The organism is Desulfatiferula olefinivorans (genome assembly GCF_054657895.1).
In genome coordinates this window covers 48,811-67,080 of record NZ_BAAHXV010000004.1, presented here as the reverse complement: position 1 = coordinate 67,080, position 18,270 = coordinate 48,811, and the positions used below count along the sequence as shown (strand labels likewise).

The 18,270-nt window shown below is 57.0% G+C and carries 14 protein-coding genes; 8 read left to right on the top strand and 6 right to left on the bottom strand.

Translation table 11 applies throughout. The annotated features are described in order from the left end of the window. Window positions 1–2 precede the first annotated feature (2 nt). Window positions 3–1,007, top strand: coding sequence for a lipopolysaccharide heptosyltransferase II (waaF, locus tag ACYQ11_RS04565; protein WP_459922566.1), 1,005 nt, complete (start codon window positions 3–5; stop codon window positions 1,005–1,007). Continuing rightward, window positions 1,004–1,693 carry a lipopolysaccharide kinase InaA family protein gene (locus ACYQ11_RS04560; RefSeq protein ID WP_459922565.1) on the top strand — a complete coding sequence of 230 codons (690 nt, stop codon included), beginning with the start codon at window positions 1,004–1,006 and terminating at the stop codon, window positions 1,691–1,693. The genes waaF and ACYQ11_RS04560 overlap by 4 nt, the downstream gene beginning before the upstream one ends. Window positions 1,694–2,172: 479 nt before the next feature. Here the strand turns inward: ACYQ11_RS04560 and ACYQ11_RS04555 are convergent, their stop codons facing one another. Continuing rightward, the gene (locus ACYQ11_RS04555) at window positions 2,173–3,237 is read right to left on the bottom strand and encodes a glycosyltransferase family 9 protein (RefSeq protein WP_459922564.1); all 1,065 of its coding nucleotides are present in this window, start codon (window positions 3,235–3,237) and stop codon (window positions 2,173–2,175) included. A 310-nt stretch (window positions 3,238–3,547) separates the two neighbouring features. Between ACYQ11_RS04555 and ACYQ11_RS04550 the strand changes: the two genes are divergently transcribed. The 3 genes from ACYQ11_RS04550 (at window position 3,548) to ACYQ11_RS04540 (ending at window position 6,808) form a co-directional block, all read left to right on the top strand. Beyond that, window positions 3,548–3,934, top strand: a complete 387-nt coding sequence (locus ACYQ11_RS04550; RefSeq protein WP_459922563.1) for a DUF6165 family protein — start codon at window positions 3,548–3,550, stop codon at window positions 3,932–3,934. Next, a complete protein-coding gene (locus tag ACYQ11_RS04545; protein WP_459922562.1) occupies window positions 3,931–4,959 on the top strand; it encodes a glycosyltransferase family 9 protein in 1,029 nt (342 codons plus the stop codon). The genes ACYQ11_RS04550 and ACYQ11_RS04545 overlap by 4 nt, the downstream gene beginning before the upstream one ends. Before the next feature lie 136 nt (window positions 4,960–5,095). Then, complete coding sequence (locus ACYQ11_RS04540) at window positions 5,096–6,808, top strand: methyl-accepting chemotaxis protein (protein ID WP_459922561.1); 1,713 nt, start codon at window positions 5,096–5,098, stop codon at window positions 6,806–6,808. 619 nt (window positions 6,809–7,427) lie between these two features. Here the strand turns inward: ACYQ11_RS04540 and ACYQ11_RS04535 are convergent. The 5 genes from ACYQ11_RS04535 to ACYQ11_RS04515 all read right to left on the bottom strand — a co-directional run bounded on the left by ACYQ11_RS04535 (window position 7,428) and on the right by ACYQ11_RS04515 (window position 13,634). Then, window positions 7,428–9,578 (bottom strand): SUMF1/EgtB/PvdO family nonheme iron enzyme, encoded by a 2,151-nt coding sequence (locus ACYQ11_RS04535; protein ID WP_459922560.1) that lies wholly within the window; start codon window positions 9,576–9,578, stop codon window positions 7,428–7,430. Between the two features lie 47 nt (window positions 9,579–9,625). Continuing rightward, complete coding sequence (locus ACYQ11_RS04530; protein WP_459922559.1) at window positions 9,626–10,792, bottom strand: hypothetical protein; 1,167 nt, start codon at window positions 10,790–10,792, stop codon at window positions 9,626–9,628. 151 nt (window positions 10,793–10,943) lie between these two features. Further along, window positions 10,944–12,290, bottom strand: a complete 1,347-nt coding sequence (locus tag ACYQ11_RS04525) for a hypothetical protein (protein WP_459922558.1) — start codon at window positions 12,288–12,290, stop codon at window positions 10,944–10,946. 66 nt (window positions 12,291–12,356) lie between these two features. Next, window positions 12,357–12,797, bottom strand: a complete 441-nt coding sequence (locus ACYQ11_RS04520) for a hypothetical protein (RefSeq protein WP_459922557.1) — start codon at window positions 12,795–12,797, stop codon at window positions 12,357–12,359. A gap of 183 nt (window positions 12,798–12,980) precedes the next feature. Beyond that, the gene (locus tag ACYQ11_RS04515; RefSeq protein WP_459922556.1) at window positions 12,981–13,634 is read right to left on the bottom strand and encodes a hypothetical protein; all 654 of its coding nucleotides are present in this window, start codon (window positions 13,632–13,634) and stop codon (window positions 12,981–12,983) included. Window positions 13,635–14,194: 560 nt separating this feature from the next. Between ACYQ11_RS04515 and ACYQ11_RS04510 the strand changes: the two genes are divergently transcribed. From ACYQ11_RS04510 to hemB, 3 genes are all read left to right on the top strand, one after another. Continuing rightward, on the top strand, window positions 14,195–15,955 hold the full coding sequence (locus ACYQ11_RS04510) for an AAA family ATPase (protein WP_459922555.1): 1,761 nt from the start codon (window positions 14,195–14,197) through the stop codon (window positions 15,953–15,955). Window positions 15,956–16,007: 52 nt separating this feature from the next. Then, window positions 16,008–17,192: a 12,18-didecarboxysiroheme deacetylase gene (gene ahbC / locus ACYQ11_RS04505; protein ID WP_459922554.1), complete on the top strand. Its 1,185-nt coding sequence runs from the start codon at window positions 16,008–16,010 to the stop codon at window positions 17,190–17,192. 93 nt (window positions 17,193–17,285) lie between these two features. Next, window positions 17,286–18,260 carry a porphobilinogen synthase gene (gene hemB / locus ACYQ11_RS04500; RefSeq protein WP_459922553.1) on the top strand — a complete coding sequence of 325 codons (975 nt, stop codon included), beginning with the start codon at window positions 17,286–17,288 and terminating at the stop codon, window positions 18,258–18,260. Window positions 18,261–18,270 lie beyond the last annotated feature (10 nt).

Here is an 18,270-nt window from a genome sequence, read left to right as displayed (position 1 = left end):
TCATGAAAATTCTGATCGTTCAAACCAGCTTTCTCGGGGACACCATTTTGTCCACCCCGGTCATCGCCGGCATCAAACAGGTTTATCCGGAGGCCGAACTGTGGATGATGACCACGCCCCTTTCGACCCATCTGGTCCGTCGGGACCCCCTGCTTAAAGGGGTGATCGCCTACGACAAAAGGGGGAAGGACAAGGGGTTTTCCGGGCTGTTTGCCATGGCCAGACACCTTCGGGCCATGGGCTTTGACCGAGTCTACTCCCTGCACCGGTCCTACCGGACCGCGGCCCTTCTCACTCTTGCGACGATTCCCCTGCGCATCGGCTTTCGCGAGGCCCGTCTCCGGTTCATGTACCATCAGACCTTCGCCCGGAATCCCAACGACCACGATGTGCTGCGCAACCTCACCATTTTACGGGGCCATGGCGAGCCCGAGTCCTTCTCCACCGCCCTTCGCCTGTTCGCACCGGAAAGGGCAGAGCTGACTGAAGCCGTTCAACGCCTTGTCCCCGATGGCCCCTACGCCGTTCTGGTACCGGGCAGCGCCTGGGAAACCAAGATGTGGCATCACCAGGGATTCCGAAAGACGGCCCTTTATCTGATGGAAAAAGGGTTTCCGGTCCTCCTTCTCGGCGCGCCCGAAGACCGGGAGACCAACGCCAGGGTGGCCGACGGTACGGCGGCCGTCGATCTGGCCGGAAAAACCAGCGTGTCCGACGCCCTTTACATCGTAAAAAACGCGCGCCTTGTGGTCTGCAACGACAGCATGTCCCTTCACATGGCCTCGGCCTTCAAAATTCCCACGGTGGCGATCTTCTGTGCCACCTCCCCGTCCTTCGGATTCGGTCCCTGGCAGAACCGGGCCCGGGTGGTCGAAAAAGACCTTTCCTGCAGGCCCTGCAGCCGTCACGGCCAAAGGCGATGCCCCTTAGGCACCGGCGCCTGCATGAACGATTTGTCCGCAAGCGACGTAATCAACGCCGTCAATGACCTCATGGAAATGACATGACACGAATCATCCGATACTTCCCCTATCAGTTCGGCACCTGCCTTGATCTGGATTCTGCGACCCGAGACAGGTTGATCCGCCTGTTTGAAAAACCGCCCATGGACGGCGAGGACATTCTGGGAGGACGGGCCCAGGTAGCCGTGACCCACCTTGACAACGAAGGCCCGGTGATCATCAAATACTACAAACGCGGGGGGCTTATGCGACATCTGTCCCGCGACGCTTTTTTCAGATCGGGAAAACCCCGGCCCCGCCTGGAATACGAGATGCTCGAAAAGGTACGCAATCTGGGCATCCCCTGCCCCGAACCGCTCATCTGGGCCATCCGGGGAAGCATGTTCTACCGGGCCTTTCTGATCACCCGGACCATCGAAAACAACCGATCCCTGATCGAGCTGTTCCATGACGACGAAACCGCAGGGATTACCGCCCTTCAAACGGCCGCCGATCACGCGAAACGCCTGATCGAACACCACATCCACCACGTGGACCTCCACCCGGGCAACGTCCTGGTCGACGAGTCGGGCACCGTGTACCTCATCGACTTCGACAAAGCCTGCGACAGCCGCCTGTCAAAAAAGAAGCTCACCCGCCTCATCGCCCGGCGCTGGCAACGGGCCGTCAAAAAACACGCCCTCCCGCCGGCCATGGGGGAGCTGTTTGCACAGAAGCTGCTCGGCCAATGATCCGATCAATGGGTGACACACATATTCACGTTGTTCAATTGATGGGCAAAGCAACGCGTTCCCATCATGGTCTGACGGGCTCAATATGGCTTTGATGGGGAAAAGCCGGGCGTTTGTTGACCACCCGTTCGCTGCGCTCACTGAAGGTCACGAAGGACCACGAAGAAAAACAAAAAACTGCTTCTGTAAGAATCTCAGTGGATTGATCTCAGATCAATCCTGTCGTCTTCTACACGCCCCAAAGTCCGAAGAAAACGCGCCGTTCAAGCACACGACGCCCTCTCCGTGACTTTGTGTCTCCGTGAGAAATCAAAAAACCGGCTTCCCTTCGGGAAAGCCGGTTTAAGGTCTCTCACAGAGGCACCAAGACACGGAGAAAAAACCACTCTTTACGACCTTCTTCGTGCTCTTCATGTCCTTCAGTGAGCAACGCGAACGGGTGGTTAACCTAAGATAGGCCGTCTCTCCAAAAACCTGAATCAATCCGCCGGAGACGCCGCCTGTCCGGTGGTTCCCGACACGCCGTAGGTCTCTATGGCATAACGGATTTTGGCGAGGACCTCCTCGGCGGTGATGGTCGCCATCCGGCCGGGCCGGGTCTTGCGGGTGATGGTGCCGGGCGTCTCACCGGGACGGTTATAGGCGTCGATCAGAAGGTCCTGGAACCGGACGTAAGGACCGCAACGACGGGGGTCGGTGAAGCCGTACAAGGCCACGGTGGGCACGGAAAGGGCCACGGCCATGTGCATGGGGCCGGTGTCCGGGGCCACCACCACGGCCGATCCGGCCAGTTGGAGCAGGGTGTGCCTCACGGGTTTTTCAAGGGCGAGGATGGGCCGGGTCCGGCACATCGCGCAGATCGTCTCCGCAAGATCCCGCTCATGGGCACTGGGGCCGCCCACAATCATCGGCTGAAGGTTCAGTTCGGCATCCACCGCATCGATCACCCGGGCATAGCCTTCGGCGTGCCAGTCTTTTTCAGGATTGGACGAGGCGATGACAAACGAGACCACGGGGCGCCCGATGCCCTTGAAAAAAGAGCGCTGAAAGGCCCTCTCTTCCTCGGTCACGTCGATATGCCAGTCCAGGGGACAGGCGGGAACCTTCTGGTCGTCCAGAAATTCAAAAAACTGATCAAGCACATGGCCCGGCGGGCGGTGGGGAATCCGCCGGTTGGAAAACAGCCACTGCCCTTCCCGGGACCGCCGGAAATCAAATCCCAGCTTGACCCGGCTTTTGACCCCCAGAGAAATCAGGCCGGCCTTCAAACTGACCTGGAGCATGAACACCGTGTCAAAAACCTCGTTTCCCAGCGTGTTCCAGACGGCCCGGAAGGCCCCGAAACCGCCTTTTCGGTCAAACACCACAAAGCGGTCCACATTGGTCTGGTGCCGGACCAGGTCATGGGTCAGGGGCTGAAGGATCCAGGTGATATGGGCATCGGGTTTGGCCGCTCTGAGGCGGTTCACAAAGGCCAGGGTATGCACCACATCCCCCAGGGCGGAAAGCCGGATAATCAGTATGCGTTCAGGCGTCGTCATCATGGTCCACGTATCGTCGGTTTCGTTATCGGATCAAGGCACCATACGTTTAAATTCAGTTCCGATCAACCGGAAAAATCAGGACGGACACCGATAAAAAGCATTCTGGAAGGATTTGTCATGAACGTGCTCGTGATCGTAACCGTAAACGTGAACGGCATGAATCCCTCCCCCAGGAAAAAGATCCTACATGCGATTGCCCTTTGCCCCGACGACATTGGTCTTGACATCCTCCTGACGAGACTTTATAGTCCGACCTCAAAAAACAGTGCATTCACGGGATGATACCCGCCATTTGACAATAGGACGTCCGATGAAAATAGACATTTCCACCGGAGAGCTGGTCGACAAGGTCAGCATCCTTTCGATCAAACTCGAAAAAATCAGTGATCCGGCAAAACGCGCAAACATCCGGAAGGAATACGACATCCTTCTCGAACCGATGACCGCCTGCGGCATTTCCCTGGATTCGCCTGAATTCACATCGCTCAAGGCCGTCAACCTCGCGCTCTGGGACATCGAGGACAAAATCCGGATCAAGGAGGCCCAAAACGCCTTCGACGCCGAGTTCATCGAACTGGCGCGCAGCGTCTACATCACCAACGACGAGCGGGCCGACATCAAGAAACGGATCAACCTCGCGTACAATTCCGAGCTGGTCGAAGAAAAACAGTACGTGGACTACAAAACCAAGGCATGAGAATCAGACACCGGACCATCCGGAAGATTTTGGTGATCCAGCTCCAGCCCTTCGGGGACGTGTTTCTGACCACCGCCTATTTCAAGGCGCTCAAAGCCCGCTACCCCAAAGCCCGTCTGTATTACCTGATGAAGGCGCCCTACCAGAAGATCGTCAGCGACCATCCCTACATCGATGAACTGATCGTGATCCCGAAACAATCGGGCCTTAGGTACCTCATCGAACGATTGAAAATGTTTCGTCGCCTCCGCCGGGAGAAATTCGACCTGGTCATCGACCAGCAGAACATGCCCAGCTCGCAGATCCTTGCATTCATCACCGGCGCGCCCTACCGCGTCGGCTACACCGACGACCGCAACAACCTGAATTTTCTTTACAACATCCACGCCCGTTTCGGTCCGGCCCGATACAGCGGTCAGCAGAAATTCGACATCTTAAAGCCCCTGGGCATGGTCGAAAGGTCGTGTCATCTGACCATTCCCATATCCGAGGCCGACCGGAACGCCATGAAGGGTTTCCTCAGGGATCAGGGATTTTCCCCGGAACGAACCCTGGTCCTGTCTCCGGGCAGCCGGTTTCCCGTTAAAAAATGGCCGGCGGACTGTTTCGCCAAAGTCGCGGACATGATGGCCGATCATCATGGATTCCGGTCCCTTGTGGTCTGGGGTCCCGACGAAAAAGACGACGCCCTGCGCGTCGCCTCACTGGCTAAACGACCTGTGATTCCTGCCCCGCCAACCACGTTCCAACAGCTGGGGGCCATCCTTGAAAACGCAACCCTTTTGGTCTGCAACGACAACGCCGTGAATCACTGTTCGACGGCCTTCGGCGTCACCACCTTTTCCGTGTTCGGACCGACGGACCCCCGCTGCTGGTCACCGGCCGGCATTTTCCCGACCCACCATCATCTTCACAACCCGGACAGGGACAACCGGGACCCTTCCTTCGGCCTGACTCCGGAGCATGTTTTCTCGGTTATCGAAACCGCTCTTTGCCTTTCAAAACGAACAGATGCGTTGACATAACCGCCTGTTTTTTGTATCCTAAGTCCATCTGACACGTTTTTGGACACCGATCCCGCGACATCCTGTCGTCATCCCGGCAGATTTGTGCGTTCGCACGCAGTTCTGCCCCCATGCATTGAACCACGAGACGCATACGATGAACATCAAATGGCACCAAAGCATTCAGACCAAGCTGGCGATCATTCTGATCAGTGTGACCACGCTGATTTTAGGCATTTACGGCGTGGTTCAGTACCGCATGGACAGCAGAGCGAAAATAAGGACCCTGGGCATCGACGCCGAGCAGACCGCCGTCCGCATCGCCACCACCCTGGCCTCTCCCCTCTGGGATTTTGACGACCAGCAGATGGATGACGCCATCGTCTCGGAGATGCGGGCGAAAAACACCTTCGCCATCCTGGTCAAGGAACAGGGCCGGGAGGCGATTCTCGCCGGAAAAATGAAGGATTCCGACGGCAGCATCATTCCGGCCCGGGAGCCCATTGCCGGAAACCACATGGTGAAAACCATCGATATCATTCACAACAAAACGGTGCTGGGCACCGTGACTCTCTATACCACCAAGCGATTCGTCGAACAGGAGCTCCGACAGTCCATGATCACCATCGCCATCGCCAACCTGTTCACCAACCTCGCACTGCTGATCACCCTGTTTGTCAGCATGAGTCGCTACATTATCCGGCCGGTCTACCGGATCGCCGATTTCGCCGCCGTTCTGAAAACCGGAGATCTTTCACTGCGCCTGCCCGAAGGGGTCGATGAAATCGGGCGCATGAGCGCAGCCTTGAACGCCGTCACCGACGAATTGAAAATCAAGGCCCGGGCCGCCTCGGACATCGCACGGGGCAATCTTGAAATCGATCTGCCCATGGCCTCGGACAAGGATGAACTCGGTGCGGCCCTGATCCGGATGATCGACAACCTGAACAGCATCGTCAGCGACCTTTTGGCCACGGCCGAACAGGTCGATGCGGGATCCCATCAGGTGCTTGACTCAAGCACCTCCCTGACGGAAAGTGCCTCCAACCAGGCCGCCTCCATCGAGGAGACCGTGGCCACCATGGCACAAATCGGGGCCCAGACCCGCGCCAACGCCCAGAATGCCTTCCAGGCCAGGGAGCTGGCCAACATGGCCCGCAACGCCAGCCAGAACGGGGTTGAGAAGATGAACAAGATGATGCAGGCCATGGATTCGATCAGCGAATCCAGCCGGGAAATCTCCAAGATCATCCAGACCATCGATTCCATCGCCTTCCAGACCAACCTTTTGGCCCTGAACGCGGCGGTGGAAGCGGCCCGGGCCGGAAAACACGGCAAAGGCTTCGCGGTGGTGGCTCAGGAGGTCCGAAACCTGGCGGCCTTGAGCGCCAAAGCGGCCCAGAACACCACCCAGCTCATCGAAAACTCCGTCAAGCGTGTGGAAGGCGGCAGTCAGATCGCTGAAAAAACCGCCGAAGCGCTGACCGCCATGAACGAATCCATCAGTCAGGTGGCCGGCCTGGTCGGCGACATCGCCGACGCCAGCAACGAACAGGCCCAGAGCATTTCCCAGGTCAACAAAAGCCTGTCATACATCGACGATGCCACCCGCCAGAACACGGCCCATGCCGAAGAGACCTCCACGGCGGCCGAAGAGCTGTCCACCCAGGCCCGCCAGGCCCGGAACATTCTGGGTATTTTCCAATTGAAACCGCAGGTTCCCGGACGTCCCCTTGAACTCCCCGAAGGACGGCCCCAGACACCGGCGCGCTCCCGTCATCACCGCCCCCCCCATGATGGCCCTCCCCCTCCCGGCCCTCTGCCGGAAACCGTCATCCGGCTTGATGACACAGAATTCGGTAAGTATTAAATCGACACCTTGAATGACCCTTAGAAAAGAGGCATCCCCAGGCGACACCCCGTAGGATGGGCAAAACGCAGCGTGCCCATCATGGTCTTAAAATAATGACATTGGGTTGGTTATGGCTTTGTCGATGTGTCTATAAGGTGAGGGGTTATCCCCTTGAGAAAAGCTACAGATTTATTAACCACCCGTTCGCTGCACTCACTGAAGAACACGAAGGATCACGAAGAAAAGCCCACTATTTACGTACTTCTTCGTACTCTTCGTGCCCTTCAGTGAGCAACGCGAACGGGTGGTTTAACAATTGAAAAATCACCTCTAACTTGAGGGAAGTGCATAACCAGAAAAAACAAAATTGACCTTCCCCCAACGTGCCTTTCGATCTTCAGCGAGCGTTAACGAACAGAGAGAACAAAACCATGCCCAAGGCATGGCACACGGCGTCAGGCTGTGGCATGCCAATGACCGATCCATTTTTTTTCGTGTCCTTCGTACTCTGCAGGGACCGCAGCGACCGGGTGGTTTAACTGTCCAACCACAAGGGTACGAAAAGGAAGAGCCGCGCCCAAAACAAAAAAGGCCCCCGAAACGGGGGCCTTTTTTTGTTCATGCAACCGACAAACTATCAGGGTTCGATAACCAGCCTGAACCCCATATCGCTATAGCTGGCATTGGGGCTGCGGCTGAAGCGCTTGGCGGACCGGGAGTTGTAGGAATAACTGGTCCAGCCGCCGCCGCGAACCACTTTGGCGGTTCCCGAGCCCGGGCCCTTGGGATCGGCGGCATCACCGTCCGGATAGTTGCCCAGCCAATCCTGGCACCATTCCATCACATTGCCGTGCATGTCATACAATCCCCAGGCGTTGGGCGGGAACTGTCCAACCTCCATGGTCGAGGTGCTGCTCGGACCCACGGGGCAGTTTTCCCACTTGGCGTTTCCGTCGAAATTCGCCTGATCCCGCGACAGGCAGGGACCGTAGGAGAACCGGTCGGTGGTGCCCGCCCGGCAGGCATATTCCCATTCCGCTTCGGTGGGCAGACGGAACGTCAGGCCGTCCTTGCTGTTCTTGTTCATCCACTTGATAAAGGCCTGGGTATCGTTCCAGGACACACAAACCACGGGATGCTTGTCGTTCTGGGTAAAACCGGGAATGCCCCAGTTGTACTCGGTATCCTTTTCCCAGTTGTAATCCACCAGGATGTGGGCCCCTTCACCGGCCTCGGCTTCGGTTTTGTAGTTGGCCGATTTGATGAAGGCCCGCCACTGGGAAAGGGTCACCTCCTTTTCCTGCATGTAAATGCGACGGGAGAAGGTCACCTTGTGCTGTTTTTCGTTGTCGTTGCGCATGACCGATTCAGTGTCGGGACTTCCCATGACAAAGGAACCGGGATTGATCAGCACAAAATTGCCGAGGGTCTTATGGCTGATGGATTTGGCGAAGTCCAGTTTGAATGAAAAACTGTTGGTTTCCCTTGGCTTGACCGTCACCTCCCGGGTCAGTTTCTCACAAAACGGCGCCGTTATCTCCAGGGTGTAGGTGCCGCTTTCGATCAGCATTCCCGGGGCATAGGCCGCGTTCAGATTGACGATGCGGACCTCTGCGTTGTCCGGAGCGACCGTGACCATCAGGTTGCCCTTGGTGGATTTGACTTCCTCCTTGACCAGATCCACCGTCACGGGCACGGAGGTTCCCCGTTTGACAAGCACATTCTTCCGTACCGTCACATAGCCCTCACGGCTGATTTCAAGCTGGTGCATTCCCGGTGTGACGGCCGTTTTGGCAATGGGGGCCTTGCCCAGCGGCACACCGTCCATGATCACCTCGGCCCCGGGAATGTTGACGGTGAGGGCAAGGGTGGTCTCGCCGACCGGTTTGTCCTTGGGCACCGCTTTGTCACCGGGCTTGGCCTGGGCGTCTTTGGCGGCGGCCAGTTTTTCGAGAACCGAGGGCACCAGCACAAACACCGGCTCTCCACCCTGGTCACCTGTACTTCTCAGTGATCGGCAGCGCGGGGGCCGGACACTGGCTTTCCGTATGTCACCCTTGATTTTTTCATACAGTTCCTGAAGGGCGAAATGGGGTTTCTCATTGCTCTTCAGCACCTGGATGATCCGATCCGTAAAGGTGCTGATCCCGTTCTCTTTGGAACCGTCCGTTCCCGAGGTGATTCCCCATCGACTCTGCCGGTTGTACAGATCCAGGTAATAGTCGGCGGTGAATTCGCCGGGAAGTTTGTGGGCCGATCCGAAGAAGGTGTCCGCGTAGCTTGAATCCGAGATGAGAAGGATATCGTTGGCATTCATATCCCGGATCAGGTTCTGGATGGTTTCGTTTTTCACGTAGGTGGACACGTCGCCGGATTTGGCATCAACGGGGTACCAGTACCCCTGATTGCCGGACGGATCCACCTCGCCCCGTCCGGAAAAATAAATGATCACCGTGTCGTTGAGCCCCACCTGCTTGGAAAGAAGCTGGATGGCGCTGACCACGGCCTCACCGGTGGCTTTGCCGTTGACGATCAGGTCCGTGTTGAACCCGTAGTTCTGCCGGAGAACGGCCGCCAGTTCCGCGGCCCCCTTGGACGATGATTTCACTCCGGGAATCGCGGCATCCTGATAGGTGTCGATACCGAACAACAGCGCATGATATGCACCGATTTTCCCGCCTTTATGGCTCATGTCCTCGATCTTCGACGGAGCGGCCGTCACCAGGCAGACGGCCCCGATCAGCATCAGACACGAAAGGCCCAGGGTTGATAGACGTTTTTTCATCATACCGTTGTTTCCTTTGACTGTTGTAACATCAACGCCGCGTATCCGGCCTATTCCTTACGGAAATGTTTGTTATCGCCTTCGCCGACCTTGGTGCGCTCCTGCTGACCGTTGATGCTCGAATAGTTGCCCTGAGCCTTGTTGGTATGACCGCCCAGAATGCTTGAAAAATCGCCACTGGCCTTGTTGTCGTGCCCGCCCACGATCACGGCGTAATCGCCGGTGGCCTCATTGTTCGAGCCGCCGGTGATGGCGCCGTATTTCTTGGATACGGTATGACCCACGCCGGTCACGAGGCCGCCGTAGGAATTGCAGGTGTTTTTTGCGCCGACCAGCACGTTGTGTGATCCCGCGCCGGGATCATCGTACCCCACGATGAGGTTTCCGGTCCCGTTGACTTTGGACACCGATCCCGTGCCGTTCTGGATGTGCACATTCATGCCGGCAAACACCAGCTCGTTACCGTTCCGGGTCACATTGGCCAGAAGGGCTTCAAGACGCTTGATGCGGGCTTCGAGCTGCTGGATCCGCGTGGAATCTTCGGGCGCGGCCGCCTTGGTCGGCTCGGCCGACTTGAGGGCGTAGTTGGTCAGGATGGACTGGAGTTCACTGTCCCGGGTGACGGCCGGGTCAATAAACGCCTCGGCGATGACGCCGCTTTTGATCTGGGAACCGCTGATCACCAGTTCCTCCTGCTTGGCCGGTTCACCCTTCTTCTCTTTTTCAAGAAACACGTACTCGGCGCCCTTTGACCTGTAGTATTCCGTCATCTTGTCGGGCGACACCGATTTGTAGGCGGCCACGTCCTGATCGCCGGCCCAGACCAGAAAGATGCTTTTGTAAAAGGTCAGGGCGTTGGCGTCGTTTTTTTCAAACAGAAGGGTATAGACCGCAGGCGTCGCCTTGGCCCTGGCGCTGCTGCCCGGACGGCGGATGCCGGCATCGAACCCGATGGACAGGAAACGGGGGTTGTACACCTGAACGTCCCTGGGATTGTCGATGGTCACCAGTCGCTGTTCCCGGAGTTCCTGAAGTTTGATCACCGTTTTCAGGGCCCGGTCGATTTCAGGCGCCTGATCGACCGAACCATACCCCGGAAGCGCCTTGTAAAGCTCGTCAAAGGTCCGGACCTCTTTGGCCTGGACCGAGGTCATCCATCCTGAACAGACAAACAGCATGGTCATCAGCATGTGAACGATCGTTTTTTTCTGCATCATGTATCCCCCAAAATTGAATAATTCTTCAAAACCGGTCACGGCACCCCGGGGCAGACCGCGTCCGATGTCATTCCAGGCCGGACGCGGCGCCCCTGTCATGAAAAAACGGCACATGATGCCTCATGCGCCGTTTGAATGTCCTTTGCAGACCTTAGAAGCTGTAAGACAGTTTCATGGCGTAGAGCATCCACTTGTCCTCGTAGTCCGTGGCCGTCCCGGCGGCGTTCATGTTGCCGTCGGCGCTGAACAGCAGGGCCGCACCGTCCATGAAATGGGTTTCCGCCTTCAGGATCCAGTTGGGCGTCAGGTCAAACCGGAAGGCCACACAGGTGTCCTTCAGCCATTTGGCATGGTCCTGGACCGGCGGTGTGACACCCACAAGACCAGTGAACAGTGAATTGAAGGCCACTGATTCCGCCACGGCGTCCTTGCCGTCCTTGTCATCCTTGTTGGCATAGTATTCGGAGTAGTAGACGCCCAGTTCAAACCAGTCCGTGAACCGGTGGCTCACGCTGCCGTAATACCCGACGGAATGGAAGTCCTTGTCAATGGCCCGTGTGTTTTTGAACAAAGGCATATTCAGCTTATATCCCGTGTCCGAATACTCGGCCGCAAACACGGTGTTGCCGAAGGTGTATTCCAGACCCACGCTGATCACGTCCATCTCGACGTGGAACAGGCTCTGTTCAGAAGGAAAAATATAATCCCCGCTTGCTCCTACACCAGGAATAATCGTGGGTACGACCGTCCCATCCCAGACATCACAGGTGGCGTCGAATTCATGATACAGGTAGTTGGTGGCCAGCTTGAGGCCGTCGAGGGTCAGAAAGCTGTCCAGGGTGAGGGAGGCGTCCCAGGACATCACGGTGTTCATGTCCTGGACATCGAGATTGAGCAGGGTGGGCACTTGATCTTCGAGCAGTCGGGCTTCACCGCCGTCGGGGGCCATGGCGATGTTGCCGCCCAACAGGTCGTAGGTCATGTCGCCCAGGAAGCTCACGGGCACGTAGCCGTAGACGCTTGCGCCGCTCAGGGTGTTGATGGAGTCACGCCAGCCTTCGGTGTAGATACTCTGGGGCAGGAACACGAAGGTACGGAGCATGTCGATGTCGCGGCCCGTGTTGTAAAGGCCCCGGGGCATCTTGATTTTACCGGCCCGGACGTTGAACCAGTCGATGATGCTGTAGTCGGCCACGGCCCAGTCGATGGTGACCTCGTGGTTACCCATCTGGCCCAGGTCGCGGGCGATGAACTGGATACCCATGCGCAGACGTTCGCTGACGTCGCTCGAGAAGTTGATACCGATTTCGTTGAACTGGCTGGTCCCGTCGTCTTCGGTGTCGGCCAGAAAGTTATTGTCATCCGTCAGCAGGTAACCCTGGGTGATGAACCCGTGCATGGTCACCTTGCCGGTCTCGGTGAGATCCAGGGCCTGGGCATGGCCGGAAAATGCCATGACAAGCATCGTTATTGCCAGTGTCGCAAGTCTTTTGTTCATGATTTGACCTCCTGTATAATACATCCTTAGCAATTCGTCTATAGCGTCAATCGATGGTTGGGTTCATCAATGGAGGACGGCGAGAATTTTCACACTGTCCGTGTACGACTGGGACGAGACATAGCCCACAGCCCCTTTGGTTTTGGAGACATAGTCCACAAGATCTTTTTCACGATCAAAAGACACCGGAGGCTTACCGCCGCCGGTAAACACTTGTTTTTTCCAATAATTTTTGAACGTATTGGCGTTCTTCTTCACATAGGCGTCAAGAAAACGGTCGGTGAGTTCGCCGTCGGCGAGCGTGGACATCTCGACCTTCAGGCCGTTGCCCCACATTTTTTTCTTGCCCAGGAAGATGCTCTGGATATCCCCCGCAGACAGTTCAGATTCAGGAACGCTTCGGTTGCCGATCACGATAAGATCGTCCGCAACGGCCATTCCAGGGAATGTATAGACCATTCCGACGATTGCCAGAACAAAAAAGCCCAACAGACACTTTCTCCTCATACCCCTCTCCTTAAAATTGGCTTTGTGGTAAAAAAACAGCAGGTAACTTACTGTAATATTGAATGGAACGTATAACATGTTATAGTTCATTATCACTTTCGGGTCAAATAGCAAATCATTTTCTGTGTGTCGGAATGTTTTAAGCCCGGGGGCCTTCACGATTTCGAAGTACGTCAAAGGCTGTTAATACGCCCACCGCCGCTCCTCCTCGATCCTTTTTTTTCTCTTTTTTTCCTTATCCGCACGCAATTCTTTGTAGTGTTTCGCCGTGTATTCGATGCGACACTCCCTCAGCCTGCCCGGCCGGATGGTAATTTCCTGGTCGTCCGCATCCCAGAAAAAGCGATAATTCCCGCTTCCTCCGTCATAGGCCGTCCGGGGCCGTCCGTACTTGTTCTCAATATACTGCTTGAGAACCCGGTATTCGTCGGGCCGCCGAGTGACCACAATATAAACGGCACCGGCGAGCCTGTCTTCGATAAACCCGTAGACCAGATGATGAAGACGCCCGGAGATCCGTGACCGGTAATGAATAAAGGGGGCTTTCAGGGAAACCGGCTCGGCCTCCTCCACGGCCAGCACATCCAGACGGCTCATCCCCCAGGACACGTCGCGGAAATCGGACGCCCCGGCTCCGTCCGGACGCACACAGACGAGGAAAAGCACCGCAACGGCAACGATGCGGGCCGCCGGCAAGGAAGCGAACAGAGCCCCTTTGCCCGATATTGTTGGAGAGAAACGATTGCGGCGAAAAGGCGCATCGGTCCCGGCCCGTCGATGGTCAATCGACAGAATATAGGCCGCGCCGCCTGTTTCGATGGTACCGCTCCGTTTCACCGGAAGACTCCTTAAGGTTGACGGCTTCATAAAACGTCCGATTTCTGCGTTGAGCTTCATCCCTCGTCACTGCGGCGTACCCTTAGTACGCCTCATTCCTTGCGGATTCGCAAGCCTTGATCTCGAACATGTTACGACGCCGTCCAAAAATTGACTTTTTACGTGTTCATCAAGGCTCCGGACGGGCATACACGTTTTTGACTGTTATCGACCGGTACCGGTGATTTCTTTAAAAAAAATATCGGCCGGGTTGAACGCAAACGGTCCGGCTGCCGGTATTTCATGGCTGCCCTATTCGTTCACGTGCATGTTCACGAGCACGAGCACGAAAGGCAGAGACCTAATCGAGCCTCTCATCCCACGCCGGTTGAAGCCTCTGACGGTTGCGTTCACGTGTTGCCTTCCGGCATCGTGCTCGTGCTCATGACCGTAAACGTGAACGGCATGATCCGTCACGAAGGAAGAGATCCATGTGTTTTAACGATCATACATGCGATCGCCCTGAATTCCAGGGTGACGACCCTTGCATTTTGGCCGGGCTGTGTTTATATTATCCGGCTATGAGCGATAACACAGAAAAGAAAATACCCGATCCCAAGGAAATCGAAAAGGAGCTGGGCGAATTTCTGAACAAGAAGTTCGGCGGCAACGTAAAGATCGTTTCGCCCGGCGTTCTCACCCAGAGATCGTCCCAGGCCAGGGAATCCAGAGACACACCCCCCAAAAAGAGCATCAACTTCGATCTCAAACCCGAAGAGCTGATCTCGTATCTGGACCAGTACATCATCAAACAGGATCAGGCCAAAGCCATCCTTTCGACTAAAATCTGCACCCATTTCAACCGCATCAAACACCTTGAAAACGCCGGCAACAAGACGGACGTCATGGTCGGCGGCATCAAGAGCAACATCCTGATGGTGGGCCCCACGGGCGTGGGCAAAACCTACATGGTCCGGCTGATCGCCAAAAAACTGGGGGTTCCCTTTGTCAAGGGCGATGCCACCAAATTCACCGAAACCGGCTATGTGGGCGGCAACGTCGAGGATCTGGTCCGTGATCTCGTGCGCGAGGCCGATGACGACATCGAACTGGCCCAGCACGGCATCATCTATATTGACGAAATCGACAAAATCGCCTCGGCGCACAACCTCATCGGCGCGGACATTTCCCGGACCGGCGTCCAGCGGGCCCTTCTCAAGCCCATGGAGGACACCGACGTGGAACTCAAGGTCCCCCATGATCCGGTATCCATGCTCCAGGAAATGGAACGCTACCAGAAAACGGGCCGCAAGGACAAACAGGTCATCAACACCGCCAACATCCTTTTTATCGTCAGCGGCGCCTTCAACGGCCTTGCCGAGATCATCAAAAAGCGCACGGCCGGAAAGACCATCGGATTCGGCTCGGAACTGTCGTCCATCGACGCCTCGTTCAACCTCCTTTCACGCCTTCGTACGGAAGATCTGGTCAATTACGGGTTCGAGTCGGAATTTGTGGGACGTCTGCCGGTGCGGGCCGTGTTTGAACGGTTGACCGAAGACGACCTGTTCTCCATCCTGAAAAACCCCAACAACCCGGTGGTCCTGGGCAAAAAACTCGATTTTGCCGCCTACGGCATCGCCGCGCGGTTCACCGACGAGGTTCTGAAACGCATCGCCCGAAACGCCTATGCGGAAAATACCGGGGCCCGGGGGCTGGTCAACGCCATCGAAGAGCTGCTGCTGCCCTTCGAAACGAGACTGCCCACCGAGCAGACCCCGTATTTCCCGATCACCCGTGAGGTCGTCGACGACCCGGACGCCGCCATCGCCTCGCTCTGTTCCCGGGCCGACGACGACATCTGGGAAGCCCGATACCGCAAGGTGGAGGCCGATGAGCGTGCCGCCGTCCGACACTTTGTGGACGCCAACTGGAAACAGCTTTCCCTGCGCCACAACCTGACGCTGACCCAGTACCGCATCGATCATGTGGCCCACTACTACTGTAAAAACGTCACCAGCATCGGCCACGCCGTCGACACCGTCAAATCCTATTACGACGAAGTGAAAAAGCTGGAAATGAGCTTTTTTTCAGAACACGACATCAACATCATCTTCGAAGAGGACGCCGTGGATCATCTGATCGGACGGTTCATCGATCCGGGAGCCCGTTTCGAAGAGGTTTACGACGCATTCTCATCAGGTTTTGAGCTGGCCCTGAAGCTGATTCAGGAAAAAACCGGTCGGAGCCGCTTTTTTATTTCACGCGACGCCCTGATTGATCCGGACACGTTCCTGAACGCCCTGGTCAAACGGGAACTCGGCCATTCGGGAACGGACTGACGGGGGCCCGCCGAATGGTTTTTAACCCCAAGCCCCATGGGACGCTGACTCTATGATCGGTATATCCAAACTCTACTGCGGCACGGTGGAACCCTCCGACGCCCTGCGTTACGGCCGTCATTCGGGCAAACTGCCCTCCCACCTGCTTCAATTTTCCATTGACAAGAAACCGGTGGTGGTCTGGAACATGACCCGCAGATGCAATCTCAAATGCATCCACTGCTACGCCCACGCCAAAACCAAGGCCGATGCCGACGAACTGTCCACCGCCGAAGGCAAGACCCTGATCGACGACCTCGCCGCCTTCGGGTCTCCGGTGCTTCTGTTTTCCGGGGGTGAGCCCCTGATGCGCGAGGATCTTCCCGAACTGGCCGAATACGCGGTCTCCAAAGGCATGCGTGCCGTCATTTCCACCAACGGCACCCTGATCACGGCACCCATGGCGAAAACCCTCAAGGAAATCGGCCTGTCCTACGTGGGCATCAGCCTGGACGGCATGAAAGACATCCACGACCGGTTCCGGGGCGTTCCGGGAGCGTACGACGCCTCCCTCGAAGGCATCCGGAACTGCCAGGACGCCGGAATCAAGGTGGGCCTGCGCTTCACCATGAACAAAATCAACGTCAAGGACATTCCCGCCGTGTTCGCCCTCCTCGAAGAAATGGACATCCCGAGGGTCTGCTTCTACCATCTCGTGTATGCGGGCCGGGGATCGAAACTGGTCGAAGAGGATCTGTCGCACGAGGAAACCCGACGGGTGGTCAACCTGATCATGGACGAGACCCGACGGCTCCATGACCTGGGCAAAGCCAAGGAGGTGCTGACCGTGGACAACCACGCCGACGGCCCCCTGGTCTACCTGAGGCTGCTCAAGGAAGACCCCGCCCGGGCCGCCGAGGTGCTGGAACTCCTCCAGATGAACGAGGGCAACAGCTCTGGGCACGGCATCGGCTGCGTCAGCTGGAACGGCGATGTTCACGCCGATCAGTTCTGGCGGCATACGAGTTTCGGAAACATCCGGAACCGGCCCTTTTCAAAAATCTGGACCGAACCGGAAGATCCGCTTCTGCTTCAGCTCAAGGAAAAGAAAAAACACGTGGGCGGGCGTTGCGCAACATGCCGCTGGCTGGATATCTGCGGCGGCAATTTCAGGGTCCGGGCCGAGGCGCTCACCGACGATGTCTGGGCCGAAGATCCGGCCTGTTATCTGACCGACGAAGAAATCACAAGACCCTGATCCGGCAATCAATACGGATTCGAACCCGCCCGCAGGGCCTGCCCACGGCAAGGGCCCTGCGGGTCTTTTCATCATGGACCCCAAGGAGGCACCATGCTCTTCCCCGAATACCGAGCCCGACGACTGAGGGCCAACAACGCCTTCCGGCGCATGATCTGTGAGACGGTCCTTTCCGTCAACGACCTGATTCTTCCCCTGTTCGCCATCGGCGGGAAAGATGTAAAAAACCCCATCGCCTCCATGCCGGGGCACTACCAGCTGTCCGTCGACAACCTGAAAAAAACGGCCCGGGAGGCCTTTGACCTGGGCATTCCCGCCGTGATGCTTTTCGGCATTCCCGACAAAAAAGATCCCCTGGGCACCCAGGCCTATGCGCCAAACGGCATCGTCCAGAAAGCGGTCAAGGAGGTAAAAAACGCCCTGCCCGATCTGGCCGTCATCACCGATGTCTGCCTCTGCCAGTACACGGACCACGGCCACTGCGGCATGGTGGACAAAGGCATCATCGACAACGACTCAACCCTGGACCTTCTGGCCCGGACCGCCGTGTCCCACGCCAAGGCCGGCGCCGACATGGTGGCCCCCTCGGACATGATGGACGGCAGGGTCGGCATCATCCGCGAAGCGCTGGACGACAACGACTTGTCCCAGGTGCCGATCATGAGCTACGCCGTGAAATACTGTTCGGCGTATTACGGCCCCTTCCGGGCCGCCGCCCATTCGGCCCCCAAATTCGGCGACCGCCGCACCTATCAGATGGACCCGGGCAACGCCCTGGAAGCCATCCGGGAAGCCGCCATGGACGTGGAGGAAGGCGCCGACATCATCATGGTCAAACCGGCCCTGTCCTATCTGGACATCATCTGCCGGGTCAGAGATGAAATCGACCTGCCCGTGGCGGCCTACAATGTCAGCGGCGAATACGCCATGATCAAGGCGGCCGAGAAGATGGGCTGGATCGACGGAGAAAAGGTGATGATGGAAACCCTGACCTCCATCAAACGGGCCGGGGCCGACATGATCCTGACCTATTCGGCCGTGGACGCGGCCAAGATACTCAACGCCTAACGTGAATCGG

Excerpts from the sequence above, each read along its gene's own strand:
- ACYQ11_RS04525 (WP_459922558.1), bottom strand. The coding sequence starts at position 12,290 with ATGAACAAAAGACTTGCGACACTGGCAATAACGATGCTTGTCATGGCA.
- ACYQ11_RS04535 (WP_459922560.1), bottom strand. The coding sequence starts at position 9,578 with ATGATGAAAAAACGTCTATCAACCCTGGGCCTTTCGTGTCTGATGCTG.
- hemB (WP_459922553.1), top strand. The coding sequence starts at position 17,286 with ATGCTCTTCCCCGAATACCGAGCCCGACGACTGAGGGCCAACAACGCC.
- ACYQ11_RS04555 (WP_459922564.1), bottom strand. The coding sequence starts at position 3,237 with ATGATGACGACGCCTGAACGCATACTGATTATCCGGCTTTCCGCCCTG.
- ACYQ11_RS04530 (WP_459922559.1), bottom strand. The coding sequence starts at position 10,792 with ATGATGCAGAAAAAAACGATCGTTCACATGCTGATGACCATGCTGTTT.
- ahbC (WP_459922554.1), top strand. The coding sequence starts at position 16,008 with ATGATCGGTATATCCAAACTCTACTGCGGCACGGTGGAACCCTCCGAC.
- ACYQ11_RS04540 (WP_459922561.1), top strand. The coding sequence starts at position 5,096 with ATGAACATCAAATGGCACCAAAGCATTCAGACCAAGCTGGCGATCATT.
- ACYQ11_RS04510 (WP_459922555.1), top strand. The coding sequence starts at position 14,195 with ATGAGCGATAACACAGAAAAGAAAATACCCGATCCCAAGGAAATCGAA.
- waaF (WP_459922566.1), top strand. The coding sequence starts at position 3 with ATGAAAATTCTGATCGTTCAAACCAGCTTTCTCGGGGACACCATTTTG.
- ACYQ11_RS04560 (WP_459922565.1), top strand. The coding sequence starts at position 1,004 with ATGACACGAATCATCCGATACTTCCCCTATCAGTTCGGCACCTGCCTT.
- ACYQ11_RS04520 (WP_459922557.1), bottom strand. The coding sequence starts at position 12,797 with ATGAGGAGAAAGTGTCTGTTGGGCTTTTTTGTTCTGGCAATCGTCGGA.
- ACYQ11_RS04545 (WP_459922562.1), top strand. The coding sequence starts at position 3,931 with ATGAGAATCAGACACCGGACCATCCGGAAGATTTTGGTGATCCAGCTC.
- ACYQ11_RS04550 (WP_459922563.1), top strand. The coding sequence starts at position 3,548 with ATGAAAATAGACATTTCCACCGGAGAGCTGGTCGACAAGGTCAGCATC.